We start from the raw sequence: 15,646 nt of genomic DNA, 5'->3' as shown, positions 1-15,646 counted from the left end.
CTAGGAAGGACAAACAGCAGTACAGTAATCGCTGGGTTCTCGTCCTAAGTTCTGGGCCAGGGCCTGGCAGGCATGGTTAAGACAACAGCCACAATCGGCCCCTACCCCCATAGTTTCTGCGAGCTGTTCGGGGGAAGAGACTCCCTGCTGAACTGCTTGGGCGATGTCTCGCTCAGTGATGCCTCGACAAATACAAATATACACGCACTTATCCTGCTCTGGAGACTAATGAAAGCTCTTAGCAAATTTATTGCAATTAATTGTCATTATGGCTCAGGGGTTCCTCTAGGTCAAGGCCCTAATCGTTGGTGTTTGGGGTCGAGTTCAGAGATAATTAGGCAAAGAAGCTTGCCCAATAAGTTATGAGAAATACCATGGAAGGAAATGCAGAGGTCAAGCGCCACCTTAACGAAGCGCTAAAAGCCCAACTGACGGCCATTAACCAGTTCTTTCTCCATGCCCGCATCTGCAAAAATTGGGGGCTAAATCAATTAAACGATCTAGAGTATAAATACTCGATTAAGGCCATGAAACAGGCCGATGTCCTGATTGAGCGGGTATTGTTTTTAGACGGCCTGCCCAACCTCCAGAATCTGGGCAAGCTTCTGATCGGAGAAAATGTTCCCGAACTGCTCCAGAACGACCTCACCATCTGTCTAGAAATTCGCCAAGGCTTGATCGCCAGTATCCACTTCTGCGAGGGCCAACAGGACTATGTTAGCCGCGATCTGCTGACGGAACTGCTCGAAAAAACCGAAGCGCAAATTGATTGGCTGGAATCTCAGCAGTGGCTCATCCAGAACTCGGGTTTGGAAAACTACCTACAATCGATGATCTAGACCGCGACTGCCTTAACTTCAACTTCATTTCTAACTATCCCTCCCGAATATAAAGACAATACTATGAAAGGAAAAGATGCCGTCCTCCAGCAACTCTACAAACTCCTCCGTGGCGAATTAGCCGCCAGAGACCAATACTTCACCCACTCTCGCATGTACCAAGACTGGGGCCTGCAAAAACTCTATGAACGCATCGATCATGAAATGCAGGATGAAACCCTGCACGCCGATGCCCTGATTCAACGCATTCTCTTTCTAGAAGGGATTCCCGACCTCTCCCAGCAGGATGGCCTCAAAATTGGCAAAACGGTTCCGGAAATGCTCCAAAGTGACCTAGATCTTGAGTACAAAGTAATTGAAGACCTCAAGGAAGCCATCGCTGTCTGCGAAACGGAGCAAGACTACCAGACCCGCGAACTTTTACGGCAAATGTTGGCGGATACCGAGGAAGACCACGCCTACTGGCTAGAAAAGCAATTGGGTCTGATTGAAAAAATTGGCCTCCAGAATTATCTCCAATCCCAGATGGGCTAGACAAGCTCATTAGTTTAGGGTTTTGGGATAGTGCCGAATATCCCAAGCCGACCTATCCGCTTCTAAATGCATACACTCTTGAACTCTTGGAAACGTTGGCTATTCAACAATTAACGATTACAGATGATACCCTCAGTGTCGATTTGTCCGATGGTCGTACTATATCTGTGCCTCTGGCCTGGTATCCCCGACTGCTCCATGCTTCCATTGAAGAGCGCAATGACTATCGCTTAATTGCTGGCGGCAGTGGCATCCACTGGAATCAACTAGATGAGGATATTAGCTCTAAAAATTTGATTCTTGGCCAACCCTCTGGGGAAAGTCAAAAATCATTTCAACGGTGGCTCAACCACCGCCAAAACAATGACGACGACACCGAATAAATTAGTCAAAATAATGGAGCCGAGCAGAGTCGAACTGCTGTCCAAACTGGGTATTCACTGTCCGCTCATTCACAGGTTTATCCCTTCTAATCCTCAGGGCGAGAACCATCACTTATCCCCGATGGTGGGATGCTCTTACTGAGTCTTTACTGCAGGGCTAGTAAGAGAAAAGCCGAGCAGTGCATCCGTTGGGGTTAACCTCTAACTCTTAACGGAGTCGAACTAGAAGTAAACGCTCTCTGACGAGATTTTAAGCAGCGATGGCTACGCGTTTGAAGCTGACGATGTTATTCGCAGTTACTTTTTTTTTGAGCCTTGGATTAACGAGAGGAGACTCGCTCTCGACCTGCATCACGGGGGAGCTTTCGCCAACCTGTCGAAACCGTTGCGGCCCCTTGCTTATGCATCTATATCATAGCCTTACTCCAGGCCAATTGGCAATTAACCGTCAAAGACAGAGAGACAACGCGAGAAAAGCCTTTGCTACAGTAAAAACAGAATCCTGTCTCCCCATCGGACTGTGAACCATGAATAGCTTGCCCGTACTCAATCCGCAAATCATGAAATCCGTCGAACAATTAGACTATGTGGTGACGGTCGGTGATGTGGCCAGTCAAGCGGGACTCGAACTGAATATTGTTCAACAGGGCCTATTGACCCTCGCATCAGAGGCTGGTGGTCATCTCCAGGTGGCAGAGTCCGGTGATATTGTCTTTCAGTTTCCGCGCAATTTCCGTTCGGCCCTCCAGAACAAGTATTGGCGCCTGCGTCTCCAGGCCCTGGCCCAAAAAATTTGGGGTTTTCTATTTTACCTGATTCGTATTTCCTTTGGCATTATCCTGATCCTTTCTATTATTTTGATGTTTGTGGCCATTGCGGCCATTCTGATCGCACTGAATTCTAAGGATGGAGATAACGATTCCAGGGGAAATAACGGCCCGAGTTTTTTCTTTTTCCCCACGGATATTTTTTGGATCTTTGACCCCGGTGTTAGTCAGGGCCAAGCAGGACAGCGCGCTAAAGGCAAAACCGAAGACCAAGACCTCAATTTTCTAGAAGCGGTTTTCTCCTTTCTCTTTGGGGACGGCAACCCCAATCAAGACCTAGAGGAACGACGCTGGCGGGATATCGGTACCTTAATCCGCAATGCTGGGGGGGTGATCACGGCAGAGCAGGCCGCTCCCTACCTCGACAACGTCACAATCTATAACCAGGAAAACGAGGATTATATTCTTCCCGTTCTGGCCCGCTTTAATGGTTTCCCCCAAGTAACGGAGCAGGGGGGCCTGGTTTACACCTTTCCGGAATTACAGGTCTCGGCCAAACAGCGCAAGCTAAGTTCCCTAGGAGCCTACCTCAAGGAAAAACCCTGGCGCTTCAGTAAGGCCAGTAGCGGGCAAATTCTCGGAGCCGTTGCTCTAGGCTCGGTTAATATCGTCCTGGCTCTCGTGCTGGGGGGCCTTTTCCGGAGTTATGGGGCTGAAGTGGCGGAGATTGGCTTTGTGGGTTTTGTACAAAGTATTTACTACATCCTACTGGCCTACGGTGTTGGCTTTTTGGCCATTCCCCTGGGACGCTACTTTAGCCTACAGTGGCTTAACCAACGCCTGGAGGGACGCAATCTAGAACGCCAGGGCCGCGTCGAACCGCTATTACAACCGGGGCCAGACCTACGCCATAAGCTAGACTACGCCAAGGCCCTGGTGCAAACCAAGGTGATTGACGGAGACGACATTGCCTATTCCACAGAGCAAGACCTCCTAGAACAGGAAGTAGAACGCTCGGCGCAAATTGATCACGATTGGCAAAAACGTCTAGAATCAGGCACATAGTTTTATTTACTCCGGTTTATGGCCGAAACCTTAGAAATTTTGCATCTCCCGAGTCCCGAAAGCGCGATGGCCCTAGTGGGGGTGGGAGAAGATAATTTAATCTACCTGGCTAGGCATACCGGCACCAAACTGATTCTCCGTGGGCAAGAACTCCATATTCTAGGGGAAGCGAAAGCCGTTGAACGAACCCTAAACGTCCTGAACTCTCTGGCCTCCTACTGGCAAAACGCTAAGGCCATTGCCCGCCCCGATATTCTCACGGCCTTTCAAGCCCTGGATACCGGCCGGGGTGAAGAATACCAGGCCCTCCAGCAAACAATTCTAGCCAAGACCCGTCGGGGAGAAGTGGTTCGGGCCAAGACCTTCCGGCAACGGCAGTACATTAAAGCGATTCAGACCCACGATATTACCTTCTGTATTGGCCCTGCGGGGACGGGAAAAACCTTTTTGGCCGCAGTACTCGCGGTTCAGGCCCTGCTCAATAATGACTGTGAACGTCTGATCCTCACTCGTCCTGCCGTGGAAGCGGGGGAAAAATTGGGCTTTCTCCCCGGTGATCTCCAACAGAAAGTAGATCCTTTTTTGCGGCCTCTCTACGATGCTCTCTATGAATTTATTGATGCTGAAAAAATTCCAGACTTGATGGAGCGGGGCAAAATTGAAGTGGCCCCCCTGGCCTATATGCGGGGCCGCACCCTCAGTAATGCCTTTGTGATCGTGGATGAGGCCCAGAATACGACCCCAGCCCAACTCAAAATGGTGCTCACTCGTCTAGGCTTTGGCTCCAAAATGGTTGTAACTGGGGACATCACCCAAACCGATCTGCCCAGTCATCAGGCCTCGGGCCTCCAGGTTGCCCAGCAGATTCTCAAAGCGGTGGAAGGCGTTAGTTTTTGTTATCTCGGCCAAGCGGATGTGGTGCGTCATCCCCTGGTACAGCGCATTGTTGAGGCCTACGAAAGAGCTGAACAGCCCAGTCCAGCGGGCTCGGCCTAGGGATGGTTGCCCATGGGGGGTTAGCGTCTGGTTTTCCCCAGGGGAGCCTTGACCCCGTAGCCCTTCTGCAGAGTGTCCTGGTTTTGATCGAGGTGAAATCTGACAAATCCCCATTGGGGAGACTTTTAGGTATGATAGTAGATCGTCGCAATGCTGTAAATCATTCGTGTTGGAAATCAAAGCCCATGCCTAAGCGCGTACAAGTCGTTTTAAATCAATCGGTTAATAAATTAGGTTACAACGGTGACCTGGTGGAGGTGGCCCCTGGTTACGCCCGCAACTATCTCATTCCCCGAGGTATTGGGGTTCTGGCAACGCCGGGAATTTTACGCCAAGTGGAACAGCGCCGCGCCAAGGAGCAGGCCCGTTTAGCCGCGGAAAAAGCTGGAGCCGAGGCCCGCAAAGTGGCCCTGCAAACCATTGGTCGTTTTGTGGTCTCGAAACAGGCCGGTGAAGGGGAGTCTATTTTTGGAACGGTTACGACCCAAGATGTGGTAGATGCTATCAAAGCGGCCACGAATCAAGAGGTAGACCGCCGGGGCGTGAGTTTGCCCGAAATCAGCAAGCTTGGTTTTTATAAAGCTCAAATTAAGCTCCATCCCGAAGTTTTTGCTGAAATCGAAATTCAAGTTGCGCCCCTCTAGGGACGGGTCAAGATTAACCCTGGTCTAGCCAGTCGTAAATACGGTCTAGTTCATCCAGGGTAATTAGGCCATACTGCCATAGGACAATGGGGAGGGCATTGTAATTATCTTGAGCCGTGCGTTTCGCCACCGCCAAGGATGCATCCGAGAGGGCCAATTCTTGCTTTAAAAATTTTAAGAGGGGATTGGAGGCGTAAGAGAGAGTCATTATCTTAAATAGTTTTTGTAAATTGATTGGGTAACGAGTTGCAGTTATAGTAACGGGCGAAGACACTGTTGGAGCAGTATCTAGGACAATTTTAAAAATGTCAAGGGATAGTTTTCTGGCAAAGAACTAAAGACAATACGCTCAGAGTCTGCCGGGGTAATGAGCAAAGTTTAGCCCCTTAAACCGAGCAATAACTGTCTTTAGATAATATTTTTCAAGAATTATTAATTCCTCACACCCCTCAGCTCAACCATTGATGGATTAGGTTAGTTCTTGCTAAGGAAGCATCATAACCATTGCCTTTAGAGTCAGGCCCAGGAACAATCAAATAATTCTAGGGAAGACCCATTAAGATAACTCAAGATCTTATTGCAGACAATCTACCTTAAGACATACTCTAGCGGTTTTATGATGGCTTAACTCTAAAGTAAAGCTTAAGGTTTGGGGGAAGAAACAGCTCGCACGGTCAGGGAATCTCCCACCTTTAGCCCTAGGTGTTCTGCTTGTCCAGCGGCTAGTTCAATGACCTGATCCACTTCCGCCCAAGGGCCATACACGGGGCAGGGGTCCTGGCGACAGGGGGGAACGCGGTCAAGAATCATCACGATACGGCCCTGGTAGACAAAGATCATATCCAGGTCAATCAAGGTATTTTTCATCCAGAAGCGAGCTACCCGAGGCGGCGAAAAGGCAAAGAGCATCCCTCGGTTAGGGGCCAACTGTTCTCGAAACATAAGACCCTTGGCCTGTTGCTCGGGGGTCTGGGCCACCTCCAAGTCAATCACCTGGCCCGCCACCGGGAGTTGAGCCGTGACCGGTAGCTGCTGGCCCTGGCCACTCAGGGCCGGATTGTCCTCCGATAGCACTGACCAACAGCTAGATAGTAAAAAACTGGCAATTAAAAGGTATAGCCAGGGCCGAGACCAAGCAGTCAACATTGGTTTTCCTCCTAGAGAATAAGGGGGTTAATTATCCCGCAGAACATAGCCGACCCCCCGCACAGTGTGAATAAAGCGTTTTTGGCCATTTTGCTCTAGCTTAAGGCGTAGATAGCGAATATAGACTTCGATGATATTCGATTCACCCTGAAAGTCGTATCCCCAAACATGCTCTAGGATTTGCTCACGGGTCACCACTTCCTTGGCATTGGTCATTAGGTATTTTAAAAGTTCAAATTCTTTCATGGTCAATTCAACCACACGGCCCGACAGAAATAATCGACGGGACGCCAAATCGAGGGTTAGGCTACTAAACTGTAGCTGTTCCAGCGCTGTTTCACTAGGAGAGAGATAGAAACGAATGCGCTGGAGAAAGGATTCAGCCCGGTAAGGCTTCAGCAGATAGTCATCGGCCCCCGCCTCTAAACAGGCGACCCGCTCTTCAACGGTTTCTTGGTCAACTACCATCAACAGGGTAATGGGATAGTCTTGGCGGCGGAGTTCACGGCAAAGCAACAGGCCCTCGGCTCCGCATCGGAGCCGGTCGATCACCATCAGGGCCGGTTGGAGACGTTCCAATTCTGTCCAAACCTGGGCCACCTCACTGACAAATAACGGTTTGTAGCCGGCTTCCTGGAGGTCTTGGCTGGCCTTGTAGGTGAGAACTTCATCCGTATTGACCAGAAGAACATAGGGCTGGAGCTGGGCTGGAGCAGTGGGCATAGGGATAGGAATGTTAGCGAGGAGAGGGATAAATTTCCGTCACGACGCGGTCGGGATTATAGCTCGTGACCACAACCGTATTATTGCTGAGGGAACCCAGGGCCTTATCCCCCGTTAAGTTAAACTTGGTTCCCCGATTTTGTTCGTAAATAACATTGCCTACGGCTTCTAGGGTTTGGGCGCGCATATTCCAGGTCAACCGGTCAGCAAAGAGTTGCGATTGGTGTTCTTCGCTAGTCCCTTTTGTCCCGTCGGTCAACCAGGCCATTTCCTGGGCTAAATCGACGCGGCCACGGTTGCCCGTCACGGTCATCTGGGCCTGGTAATCTAAAATTTGCACTGGCTCCTGGGATTCTACTAGGCGATCAGCATAGTTCCAGACGAGGCTTTTAACGGCGATTTGCAGAGGGGGCTTGAGGGAACGAAACTCGGTATTGTCTTTGACTAAAACTTGCTTAGTTTTGAGTAGCACCTCGGCCTTCGCCGCCGTAATTTTATCCGTAATGGTTTTACCTTCGTAGCGGGCTATGTTCAAGGGACGCTCACCAATCAATTTGTTTTGGGGGACTTCCCAAACGAGCTCTTCGGTTTTGAGTTCCAAACGACGCTGGTCAGAGACTGCAACAATATTGCCCTTGAGGGTTAACTGCTGGCCCTGGGTCGCATAGCGGCCCTCTTGGGCGGTCAAGCGGACTTGGGGATGTTCTCCCTGGAGGTCACGACGGGCAATGAGGAGGGCGGCTTGGGGTTGCCACTCCACTTCTTGACTGCGGAGCACCGCTTGGTTACGGGGATCCACGGCCACAATATTATCTCTGAGCAAAATAACCGCACCATTCTCTAGGATTTCTCCCCGGTCGGCTTTGACTTTGAGAACGACTTTGCCGTTGCTGTAGAGGTCTCCCTTCAATTGCGTGAGCTTAGCATTTTTGCGGTCTGGGGTGTATTGCGTATCCTTGACCTGAATTTTCCAGAGGGTCTGACCTTTAGCGTTACTTTGTTCTAGGGTCGCATTGGTCAGGGTCAATTGGCTTTTCAACTGGGGGCTGTTGCTGGGGGAGGGTTTTACAAGTGGATCGGGTGGTTGGCAGGCCACGAGGGCCAATAGCACCAGGCCCCCCAAGGTCAAACGGGACAAGTTGGAAAAGATGGTTGACAAAATAGGCAAGGGTCAATGAGCGGGCCAAATACCCAGCAATAACGATTGGCAAATGCTATAGGGATTCTAGCTTAATCCACCCGCTGTCTTGCGTCTCGATTCAGTCGGGCCGATAACCGTTCAATACTAGCTCGCCAGGCCCTGTTTAGATGCTTAAAAACCGCTAGGATTGCCGAAAATAGGCTTCGAGGGCCGCTTGAATAATCTGATTCATCGGCCGCTTTTCTTCCAGAGAGGCCTGTTTTAGCTGGGCAAACATCTCATCGGGAACGCTAACGCGGTGCTGATTTTTCGTCCGTTGGCGAGTCGCAGGGGCCGGAACATAGGCCGCACTAAATTGCCGTAGGGCCGCAAAGCCGACCCGCCCACAAAATTCCCCAAAACTTTCCTGGGGCTGGCGGTTCTGCTTGAAGTAGACAAACAGCGGTTCGAGGAAGCTTTCCAGTTGGTCGATGGCCAGCTTATCCGTATAGGCCTGGGCCAGACGAGTCTGGTGGGGCGTTCCTCCCAGCCAAATCTGGTAGGTATTGGGGGTAATGCCGACAAAGCCCAACTCCGCCATGTAGGGCCGGGCACAGCCGTTGGGACAGCCCGTCATCCGCACCACGATACTTTCCTGGCCAAGACCGACTTTTTTCAGGACTTGGCGAATGCGAGCATTAATTGCCGGCAGGGCCCGCTCGGATTCAGTAACCGCCAGACCACAGGTGGGCAGGGCCGGACAGGCCATGGAATAGCGCACCAGAGTATCAATTTGGTTGGGGTCAGTGACAACTCCACGTTCCGTCAGAATGGCCTGGATCTTCCCTTGGTGGCGAGGGTCAATCTCGTAGAGGATGATGTTGTGGTTGGCCGTCAGCCGTAGAGGAATTTGATAGGTTTCAACAATCTGGCGCAGGGCCTGTTTCAGTTGGAATACGCCATCATCTTTAATGCGGCCATTTTCGACGGATAGGCCACAGAAAAGCTTGCCATCCCCTTGCTCATGCCAGCCCAGATAATCGTGGTAACGCCATTCCGGCAGGGGTTTGAAGGGGGCCAGGGGTTTGCCGAGGAAGGTCTCGACCTGGGCCCGGAATTTTTCGACGCCCCAATCCGCCAATAGATACTTCATACGGGCGTGACGACGATTGTAGCGGTCGCCGTAGTCCCGTTGGGTAGCCACAATGGCCTTGATCAGGTCATAAACATCGGCTTTTTCGACGTAGCCAATAGAGTCAGCGGCCCGGGGAAAGGTTTCTTCCTTATGATGCGTCCGGCCCAGGCCGCCCCCGGCATAGACATTAAAGCCCTCCAGTTCCCCCTGGGCATTGGTGATCACCACCAGGCTGACATCGTGGGTCAGGAGGTCGATGGAATTGTCCCCCGGCACCGTCACACTAATTTTGAACTTACGGGGCATGAACTGCTGGCCGTAGATGGGTTCTCGGGCGTCCTGTACCTTGCTTCCCGGTATTCCCGCCTGACGGGCCGCTTTTACTTCAGGCGCTTCCTCGGCACTAATCATCTTTTCGCCATCGAGCCAAATTTCGTAGTAGGCGCCACTCTGGGGACTAAGCAAGTCGGCAATGCGGTTGGCGTAGTCCCAGGCATAACCGTACTCTGGTCGGTTACGGAAGGGAGCTGGTGGCGCCATCACATTACGATTAATATCGCCACAGGCCCCCAGGGTCGAGCCCATATTGTTGACGATGGTACTAATTACCGTTTTTAAGTTCTGCTTGAGAATGCCATGCACCTGTAGGCCTTGTCGCGTCGTGACCCGCAGGGTTTGGTTGCCGTACTGGTTAGCAATATCATCCAGAGCCAGGTAGAGTTGCGGTGGAATAAAGCCCCCAGGATTGCGCGTCCGGAGCATGAATTGATAATCTTTTTCCTGGCCCTTGACCCGATTGTCCCGATTGTCCTGCTGATAGGAACCATGGAATTTTAAGATTTGGACTGCATCGTCAGTGAAGAAGTTACTGTCATTGCCCAATTCGCTGGCTAAGGGTTCGCGGAGGTAATTACTTTTGGCTTTAATCTCTTCTACTTTAGAAACAGAGCGGGTCGGAGCAGGAGGCGTTGTTACCATTGGGATATTGTCACGGGTCTAGGATTGCCGACAAGTCAAGGCTTTGAGCACTTGCATGCAGAATCCATTGTAGCGTTATTGTCCTGGCCCGCATCGAGAATCTTCAGCATGTCTATCGGTTTGTGAGAAAAAAATCCCCCATTCCATCAGGAACAGGGGTCAGACTTTAGTTTGAAGTTGAAGTTTTATCCCATGGCGCTAGGCGAGGGCTGCCATGCGAACGTCATTGCGATTCAGAATGGCCTGTAGTTCTTCGGCATCAACGGTTTCCTTTTCCACCAGCATGGTTGCAATCTGGTCTAGGGTCTGGCGATTGTTCACGAGAACGGATTTGGCTCGTTGGTAGGCTTGTTCCACCAGTTGACTGACTTCTTCATCAATGGCAGCTGCCGTTTCATCAGAAAAGTCGCGGTCGGAAGCAATGTCCCGGCCTAGGAAGACGCCGCCTCCCTGCCGACCCAGGGCCACAGGGCCAAGGCGTTCACTCATACCAAAGCGGGTAATCATCTGACGGGCAACGCGGGCCACCTGTTGCAGGTCATTGGAGGCCCCGGTAGTCACTTCCTCTTCTCCAAAGATAATTTCTTCGGCAACGCGACCCCCTAGGGCAACGGCCATCTGGTTTTGCAGGTAGGAGCGGGAATAGAGGCCGGATTCCATGCGGTCTTCACTGGGGGTAAACCAGGTGAGGCCCCCGGCCCGGCCCCGAGGAATAATGCTAATTTTTTGTACTGGATCATAGTCGGGCATTAGGGCACCGACCAAGGCATGACCTGCTTCGTGGTAGGCCACCAGGGTTTTCCGCTTTTCGCTCATGACGCGATTTTTTTTCTCTGGCCCGGCCAGGACGCGGTCAATGGCATCGTTGACTTCATCCATGGAAATTTCCGTCAGGTTACGACGAGCGGCCAAAATCGCGGCTTCATTAAGTAGGTTCGACAGGTCGGCCCCAGTAAAGCCAGGGGTACGGCGGGCAATTTTATCGAGATCCACATCCTGGGCCAAGGTTTTACCCCGGGCATGGACATTGAGGATTTCCTTGCGGCCAGCATAGTCGGGGCGATCCACCACTACTTGACGGTCAAAGCGACCGGGGCGCAGGAGAGCCGCATCCAAGACATCGGGGCGGTTGGTAGCGGCAATGATGATGATGCCGGTGTTACCTTCAAAGCCATCCATTTCCGTCAGGAGTTGGTTCAACGTCTGTTCCCGTTCATCGTTGCCACCGCCTAGACCGGCTCCCCGCTGACGACCGACGGCATCAATTTCATCAATGAAGACGATACAAGGCGCACTAGCCTTGGCCTGTTCAAATAGGTCACGGACACGGGAAGCGCCGACCCCGACAAACATTTCTACAAATTCAGAACCGGAGATAGAGAAGAAGGGCACACCCGCTTCGCCAGCAACGGCTTTAGCCAGGAGGGTTTTACCCGTTCCCGGCGGGCCAACCAGGAGAACGCCCTTGGGAATTTTGGCCCCGATGGCAGTAAAGCGATCAGCATTTTTGAGGAAGTCTACCACTTCCGTCAGTTCCAATTTGGCTTGTTCAATCCCGGCCACATCACCGAAGGTGACTTGGGTTTGGGGTTCCATCTGTACCCGGGCCTTGGATTTACCGAAGTTCATGGCCTGGGAACCTGGGCCATTCTGGGCCCGCCGCAGAAGAAAGAAGAGGCCAACCAACAGCAGGATGGGGAGGAAAAGGCTACTAGCGACCCGGAACCAGAAGCTATCATCGCTCTGGGGCTGGACGGCAATATCTACATTATGTTTCGTTAGGATATTGATCAAGTCGGGGTCGTTGGGTAAGTTGACCAGGTAGGGCTGGCCGCCGTTGGGGTTGGGCACCTGGGCCTGAGTACGGTCAGCACTGAGGTTGATGCGCTCAATTTGATTGGTTTCGACCTGATGTACAAAGTCGCTGTAGGTCAGGGTTTCGCGGCTCTGGGGCTGTCTATCTAAAAAGGCAGATGCTAAAGCTAAAACAACGATTAGAAGTAGGGCATAAAGGCCGGCATTACGCCATTTTTTATTATTTTTATTCACGCGATAGGCCTCCAACGGCGGGAAAATAACATTTAGTCAACGGCAGTTGTTAATTTATGTTAACTGTTCTCAGAAACAATTGACCAGTCTCGCCGCAATTTGTTAAGTTTCGGGGCTTGGCAAAGATACTTCCCCTATTCATATCCTCCTGGCCTAGGTACGGTCAATCAACCAGTTGCGGCGGAAAAAGCGGGCCAGACTCGATTCCTCCAGGGCTAGATAGATCGGTCGTCCGTGGGGACAGGTTTGGGGATGACGGGTTGCACACCACTGATCCAGTAAAGATTGCATTTCCCCTAGGGTTAAGGGGGTGCCGTTCTTAAGAGCCGTTCGACAGGCAAGGGTGGCCTGGGCCGTGGCCAGGTCTCCCCCCAGACTCATTTCCCAGAGGATTTCCATTGCCTCTGGAGCCTGGATGAGCAATTGAGGAATACTCCGAATCGCCCAGATGTCTTCGCCAAAGGGATCTACTTCCAGGCCAAGATGCTGGAGTTGTTCCACCTGGGCCTCCCGCAATCGTTGGAGCAGCATCGGTTGCGGTAGAGGAACGGCCTGCCAATCCGCCTGGAGTCGTTCGTAGAGAATGCGCTCGTGGGCAATGTGTTGTTCCACTAGCCACAGACCTGAGGTATGTTCCGCCACGATATAGGTCTGGTGAACCTGGGCCACGGCTTTTACCGTTAGGGGGGCCAGGGCCGTTGTGAGGGATTGTTCCAAAGGATTGAGCTGATAACGGGGTTGGGCCTCTTGGGCCTTGAGCAGTTGATTGAGGCGTTGCTGAGGCCAAGGCCCCGTCAGTATGTGTTGAAGATCCTGCTGTAGGATCTGGCTAACCTGCGTCTGCCAAAAGCGGAGATCCTGCAGGTAAACCTCGGTTTTAGAAGGGTTGCGATTCCAATCCACGTGGGCCGGTGGCACCTGCAAATGGAGAAAACAGAGGGGAAAACGATGTTGAGGTAATGTCCGGTGAAAGGCCCCCAGGGTAGCCTGCTCTAACTCTGGGCAATGGATGGGACGGCCATTGAGGGCCACTTTAATCCAGTCGGGGCGATGGCGATGACAGCGGTCGGGCAAACCAAAGAGCAGATAAATTTGGCCCTGTTGGGCTGATTCCGTGGGGAGTTCCAGGCAATGCTGGCTGTCCTGGAGATCACTGGGTTTAACGCTTTTGAGGAATTGGGGCAAGATTTGTCGCGCACTGGTACCGGGACTCAAACTGAGCAAAAGTCGGGAGGTCTGCCAGACCTGCCAGGTGAGGTGGGGATGAACCAGGGCCAGGGTTTGCAGGTAGTGCTGGAGGGCCTTGAGTTGTGGCTGATGGCTGAGGCCAGCTTGACGGCGCTGGGGTAAATTCGCAAATAACTCTTTGACGGTGACGACGGTGCCCGGAGCCATGGCGGTAGGCCCTAGACTTATGACTTGGCCCTGGTGATCATAACGGGCTTGCCATCCCAAGGCCCCTGGTTGGTGCAGACGACTGGTAATTTCGAGCTGGGCCACTTGGGCCAAACTGTGTAGGGCCTCGCCCCGAAAGCCAAGACTCTGAACCTGGGTTAAATCGGTCAAGGCTTGCAGTTTACTGGTGCTGTGGGGATGAGCACAGGCCTGGAGGTCTTCCTTGGATAAACCCTGGCCATTATCGATGACCTGTACCTGCCAATGATCGGGGTCGAGGTGGATAGTTAAACGAGTGGCCCCGGCATCAAGGGCGTTTTCCACCAGTTCCCGCACCACTGCTACTAACGAATCAATGACTTCCCCGGCGGCAATTAAGCGCACTAACTCGTCGGGCAGGGTATAAATCATTGGCAAAGGATCAGGCAAACTATACCAATCTCTCGATTGGCTTGGGCCAACAATTCAAATTGTTCTAGGCTGACTTTAAGCTGTTGAGGAATGACCAATCTGGGCATCGTTGTTATTCTCCCGTAATCGCCAACTCCTTGACCCAAACTGCTGGACAAACCCCTCGGGGGGTGACTTCGGCCTCGGGTTCGATGTAAACGATGGATTTCAAGACGTCTAGGAAATCTCCCGCCACCGTAGCGGCATCGATGCTGACCCGTTCCCCTCGGTTAACTAACCAGCCATCAAAGGGTAGGGAAAAAGACCCCTGGAGTGCATTCACTCCGGCATGAAGGGCCTGGAGCTTGTCGATGAAAACCACATTTTCTGTCTCAGCCAGGGAATAGGTCTGGGCCGGCGTTTGCTCTGAAAAGACATGATAGAAGTGGGCCCCGACGGTGACTTTAGCGCCAATATTGGCATGGCCCGTGGGTTGGGTATGAAAGCGTTTAGCGGTTCCCGCACTGTGGAGCAGGCCCACTAATACCCCGTTGTGAATCAAGCTAACCCGGCGGGTCGGCGTTCCTTCTCCATCAAAACTATCGGCCCCCAGGTTATCGGGATGACGGGCATCATCCGAGAGGCAGAGTAGGGGCGAGGCGATGGTTTGGCCGAGACTTTCAGGACTCGATAAGCTTTGTTTGTCTAAAATGCTTTGGGCATTCCAGAGGTTAGAAAAGGCACTGATCAAGCTCAAAAAAGCTGTGGGGGAAAAGACCACAGGATACTTGCCCGAGGCAATGGGGTGATAATCCAGGTGGCTAAGGGTTTTTTCCGTTACCTTGGCTAGGCAACCGGCAATATCTAAATCGGCAAGGCTATGGCTAATCTTCATTTCCCCAGCACTGCGGGGTTTCTTGCCTTCCTGCTCGGCCCGGCTGTAGAGGTAGATGGAGGCATAGGAACGGGCCTCGTGGCGCAGGGCCCCTTCACTGTTGAGGTAAAAATGCTCAATGGTTTCTTCGGACAAACCATTGTAGGGGACGCCGGTAATGGCTGGATGGGCCGCCATCAGTTGCTGTTCTGCTGCAATCAAAGCCGTGGTTAGGGCGTTAATGGGCGAAGCCGGCACCGTCTTGATTTCCATGTCGGTAATGGGAGCCTGGGCCTCGGGACTAAATTCAGGAATATTTTCCGTCACGCCAAAATCACTGGCTTCGGCCGCTGTTTGCAGGGCCAATTGAATACCATCGGCATCCAGGTCTGTGGTGCTAGTGACGCCGACTTGGCCCTGGTCATTCCACACTCTCACGATCACACTGGAACGATTGGAGGCCTGGACTTGCTTGGGTTCCCCAAAGGAGACTTCGACACCGGCCTCATCAACGGAGGAACCATAGATATCGTATCGAGAGATTCCCAGGGTTTGGGCGGCCTGCTGAGCGTGATCAGTTAACGCTTGAATATTGAGCATAGAGATGT

Annotated in this window: 15 protein-coding genes and 1 other RNA gene; 6 read left to right on the top strand and 10 right to left on the bottom strand. The window is 52.1% G+C overall.

Annotated elements, in window-relative coordinates:
- Positions 1-204: a (2Fe-2S)-binding protein gene (locus tag ABXS88_RS07000; RefSeq protein ID WP_353674462.1), complete on the bottom strand. Its 204-nt coding sequence runs from the start codon at positions 202-204 to the stop codon at positions 1-3.
- 170 nt (positions 205-374) lie between these two features.
- On the opposite strand from ABXS88_RS07000, the gene bfr (ABXS88_RS06995) reads away from it, so the two are divergent.
- The 3 genes from bfr (ABXS88_RS06995) to ABXS88_RS06985 all read left to right on the top strand — a co-directional run bounded on the left by bfr (ABXS88_RS06995) (position 375) and on the right by ABXS88_RS06985 (position 1,756).
- A complete protein-coding gene (gene bfr, locus ABXS88_RS06995) occupies positions 375-839 on the top strand; it encodes a bacterioferritin (RefSeq protein WP_353674792.1) in 465 nt (154 codons plus the stop codon).
- A 63-nt stretch (positions 840-902) separates the two neighbouring features.
- Positions 903-1,373: a bacterioferritin gene (bfr, locus tag ABXS88_RS06990; protein ID WP_353674461.1), complete on the top strand. Its 471-nt coding sequence runs from the start codon at positions 903-905 to the stop codon at positions 1,371-1,373.
- Between the two features lie 95 nt (positions 1,374-1,468).
- Positions 1,469-1,756, top strand: a complete 288-nt coding sequence (locus ABXS88_RS06985; protein WP_353674460.1) for a DUF2442 domain-containing protein — start codon at positions 1,469-1,471, stop codon at positions 1,754-1,756.
- An 11-nt stretch (positions 1,757-1,767) separates the two neighbouring features.
- Here ABXS88_RS06985 and ssrA read toward each other — a convergent pair.
- Positions 1,768-2,151: a transfer-messenger RNA gene (gene ssrA / locus ABXS88_RS06980) on the bottom strand.
- A gap of 132 nt (positions 2,152-2,283) precedes the next feature.
- Between ssrA and ABXS88_RS06975 the strand changes: the two genes are divergently transcribed.
- The 3 genes from ABXS88_RS06975 (at position 2,284) to rplI (ending at position 5,228) form a co-directional block, all read left to right on the top strand.
- Complete coding sequence (locus tag ABXS88_RS06975) at positions 2,284-3,588, top strand: hypothetical protein (protein ID WP_353674459.1); 1,305 nt, start codon at positions 2,284-2,286, stop codon at positions 3,586-3,588.
- Between the two features lie 18 nt (positions 3,589-3,606).
- Positions 3,607-4,584: a PhoH family protein gene (locus tag ABXS88_RS06970; protein WP_353674458.1), complete on the top strand. Its 978-nt coding sequence runs from the start codon at positions 3,607-3,609 to the stop codon at positions 4,582-4,584.
- A gap of 185 nt (positions 4,585-4,769) precedes the next feature.
- A complete protein-coding gene (gene rplI, locus ABXS88_RS06965) occupies positions 4,770-5,228 on the top strand; it encodes a 50S ribosomal protein L9 (RefSeq protein WP_353674457.1) in 459 nt (152 codons plus the stop codon).
- A gap of 13 nt (positions 5,229-5,241) precedes the next feature.
- On the opposite strand, the gene ABXS88_RS06960 is transcribed toward rplI, so the two are convergent.
- From ABXS88_RS06960 to ABXS88_RS06925, 8 genes are all read right to left on the bottom strand, one after another.
- Positions 5,242-5,436 (bottom strand): DUF2949 domain-containing protein, encoded by a 195-nt coding sequence (locus tag ABXS88_RS06960; RefSeq protein WP_353674456.1) that lies wholly within the window; start codon positions 5,434-5,436, stop codon positions 5,242-5,244.
- Between the two features lie 434 nt (positions 5,437-5,870).
- The gene (locus ABXS88_RS06955; RefSeq protein WP_353674455.1) at positions 5,871-6,374 is read right to left on the bottom strand and encodes a DUF192 domain-containing protein; all 504 of its coding nucleotides are present in this window, start codon (positions 6,372-6,374) and stop codon (positions 5,871-5,873) included.
- A gap of 27 nt (positions 6,375-6,401) precedes the next feature.
- Positions 6,402-7,097, bottom strand: coding sequence for a response regulator transcription factor NblR (gene nblR / locus ABXS88_RS06950; protein ID WP_353674454.1), 696 nt, complete (start codon positions 7,095-7,097; stop codon positions 6,402-6,404).
- A gap of 13 nt (positions 7,098-7,110) precedes the next feature.
- On the bottom strand, positions 7,111-8,256 hold the full coding sequence (gene lptC, locus ABXS88_RS06945) for an LPS export ABC transporter periplasmic protein LptC (RefSeq protein ID WP_353674453.1): 1,146 nt from the start codon (positions 8,254-8,256) through the stop codon (positions 7,111-7,113).
- A gap of 163 nt (positions 8,257-8,419) precedes the next feature.
- Positions 8,420-10,330 (bottom strand): sulfite reductase, ferredoxin dependent, encoded by a 1,911-nt coding sequence (gene sir / locus ABXS88_RS06940; RefSeq protein WP_353674452.1) that lies wholly within the window; start codon positions 10,328-10,330, stop codon positions 8,420-8,422.
- 198 nt (positions 10,331-10,528) lie between these two features.
- Positions 10,529-12,379, bottom strand: a complete 1,851-nt coding sequence (ftsH3, locus tag ABXS88_RS06935; protein ID WP_353674451.1) for an ATP-dependent zinc metalloprotease FtsH3 — start codon at positions 12,377-12,379, stop codon at positions 10,529-10,531.
- 153 nt (positions 12,380-12,532) lie between these two features.
- Positions 12,533-14,185, bottom strand: a complete 1,653-nt coding sequence (gene mutL / locus ABXS88_RS06930; protein ID WP_353674450.1) for a DNA mismatch repair endonuclease MutL — start codon at positions 14,183-14,185, stop codon at positions 12,533-12,535.
- Between the two features lie 112 nt (positions 14,186-14,297).
- Positions 14,298-15,638, bottom strand: a complete 1,341-nt coding sequence (locus tag ABXS88_RS06925) for a TldD/PmbA family protein (protein ID WP_353674449.1) — start codon at positions 15,636-15,638, stop codon at positions 14,298-14,300.
- Between the last annotated feature and the right edge of the window lie 8 nt (positions 15,639-15,646).

The organism is Synechocystis sp. LKSZ1, from assembly GCF_040436315.1.
Classification (GTDB): Bacteria; Cyanobacteriota; Cyanobacteriia; order Cyanobacteriales; family Microcystaceae; genus Synechocystis.
Note: the sequence above shows the minus strand (reverse complement) of the source record. Positions and strands in the feature narration are given on the sequence as shown.

What these genes read in the sequence shown, in the direction of transcription:
- rplI (WP_353674457.1), top strand. Translation starts at nt 4,770, where the DNA reads ATGCCTAAGCGCGTACAAGTCGTTTTAAATCAATCGGTTAATAAATTA.
- ABXS88_RS06975 (WP_353674459.1), top strand. Translation starts at nt 2,284, where the DNA reads ATGAATAGCTTGCCCGTACTCAATCCGCAAATCATGAAATCCGTCGAA.
- sir (WP_353674452.1), bottom strand. Translation starts at nt 10,330, where the DNA reads ATGGTAACAACGCCTCCTGCTCCGACCCGCTCTGTTTCTAAAGTAGAA.
- mutL (WP_353674450.1), bottom strand. Translation starts at nt 14,185, where the DNA reads ATGATTTATACCCTGCCCGACGAGTTAGTGCGCTTAATTGCCGCCGGG.
- ABXS88_RS06970 (WP_353674458.1), top strand. Translation starts at nt 3,607, where the DNA reads ATGGCCGAAACCTTAGAAATTTTGCATCTCCCGAGTCCCGAAAGCGCG.
- ABXS88_RS06955 (WP_353674455.1), bottom strand. Translation starts at nt 6,374, where the DNA reads ATGTTGACTGCTTGGTCTCGGCCCTGGCTATACCTTTTAATTGCCAGT.
- ABXS88_RS06925 (WP_353674449.1), bottom strand. Translation starts at nt 15,638, where the DNA reads ATGCTCAATATTCAAGCGTTAACTGATCACGCTCAGCAGGCCGCCCAA.
- nblR (WP_353674454.1), bottom strand. Translation starts at nt 7,097, where the DNA reads ATGCCCACTGCTCCAGCCCAGCTCCAGCCCTATGTTCTTCTGGTCAAT.
- bfr (WP_353674792.1), top strand. Translation starts at nt 375, where the DNA reads ATGGAAGGAAATGCAGAGGTCAAGCGCCACCTTAACGAAGCGCTAAAA.
- ABXS88_RS06960 (WP_353674456.1), bottom strand. Translation starts at nt 5,436, where the DNA reads ATGACTCTCTCTTACGCCTCCAATCCCCTCTTAAAATTTTTAAAGCAA.
- bfr (WP_353674461.1), top strand. Translation starts at nt 903, where the DNA reads ATGAAAGGAAAAGATGCCGTCCTCCAGCAACTCTACAAACTCCTCCGT.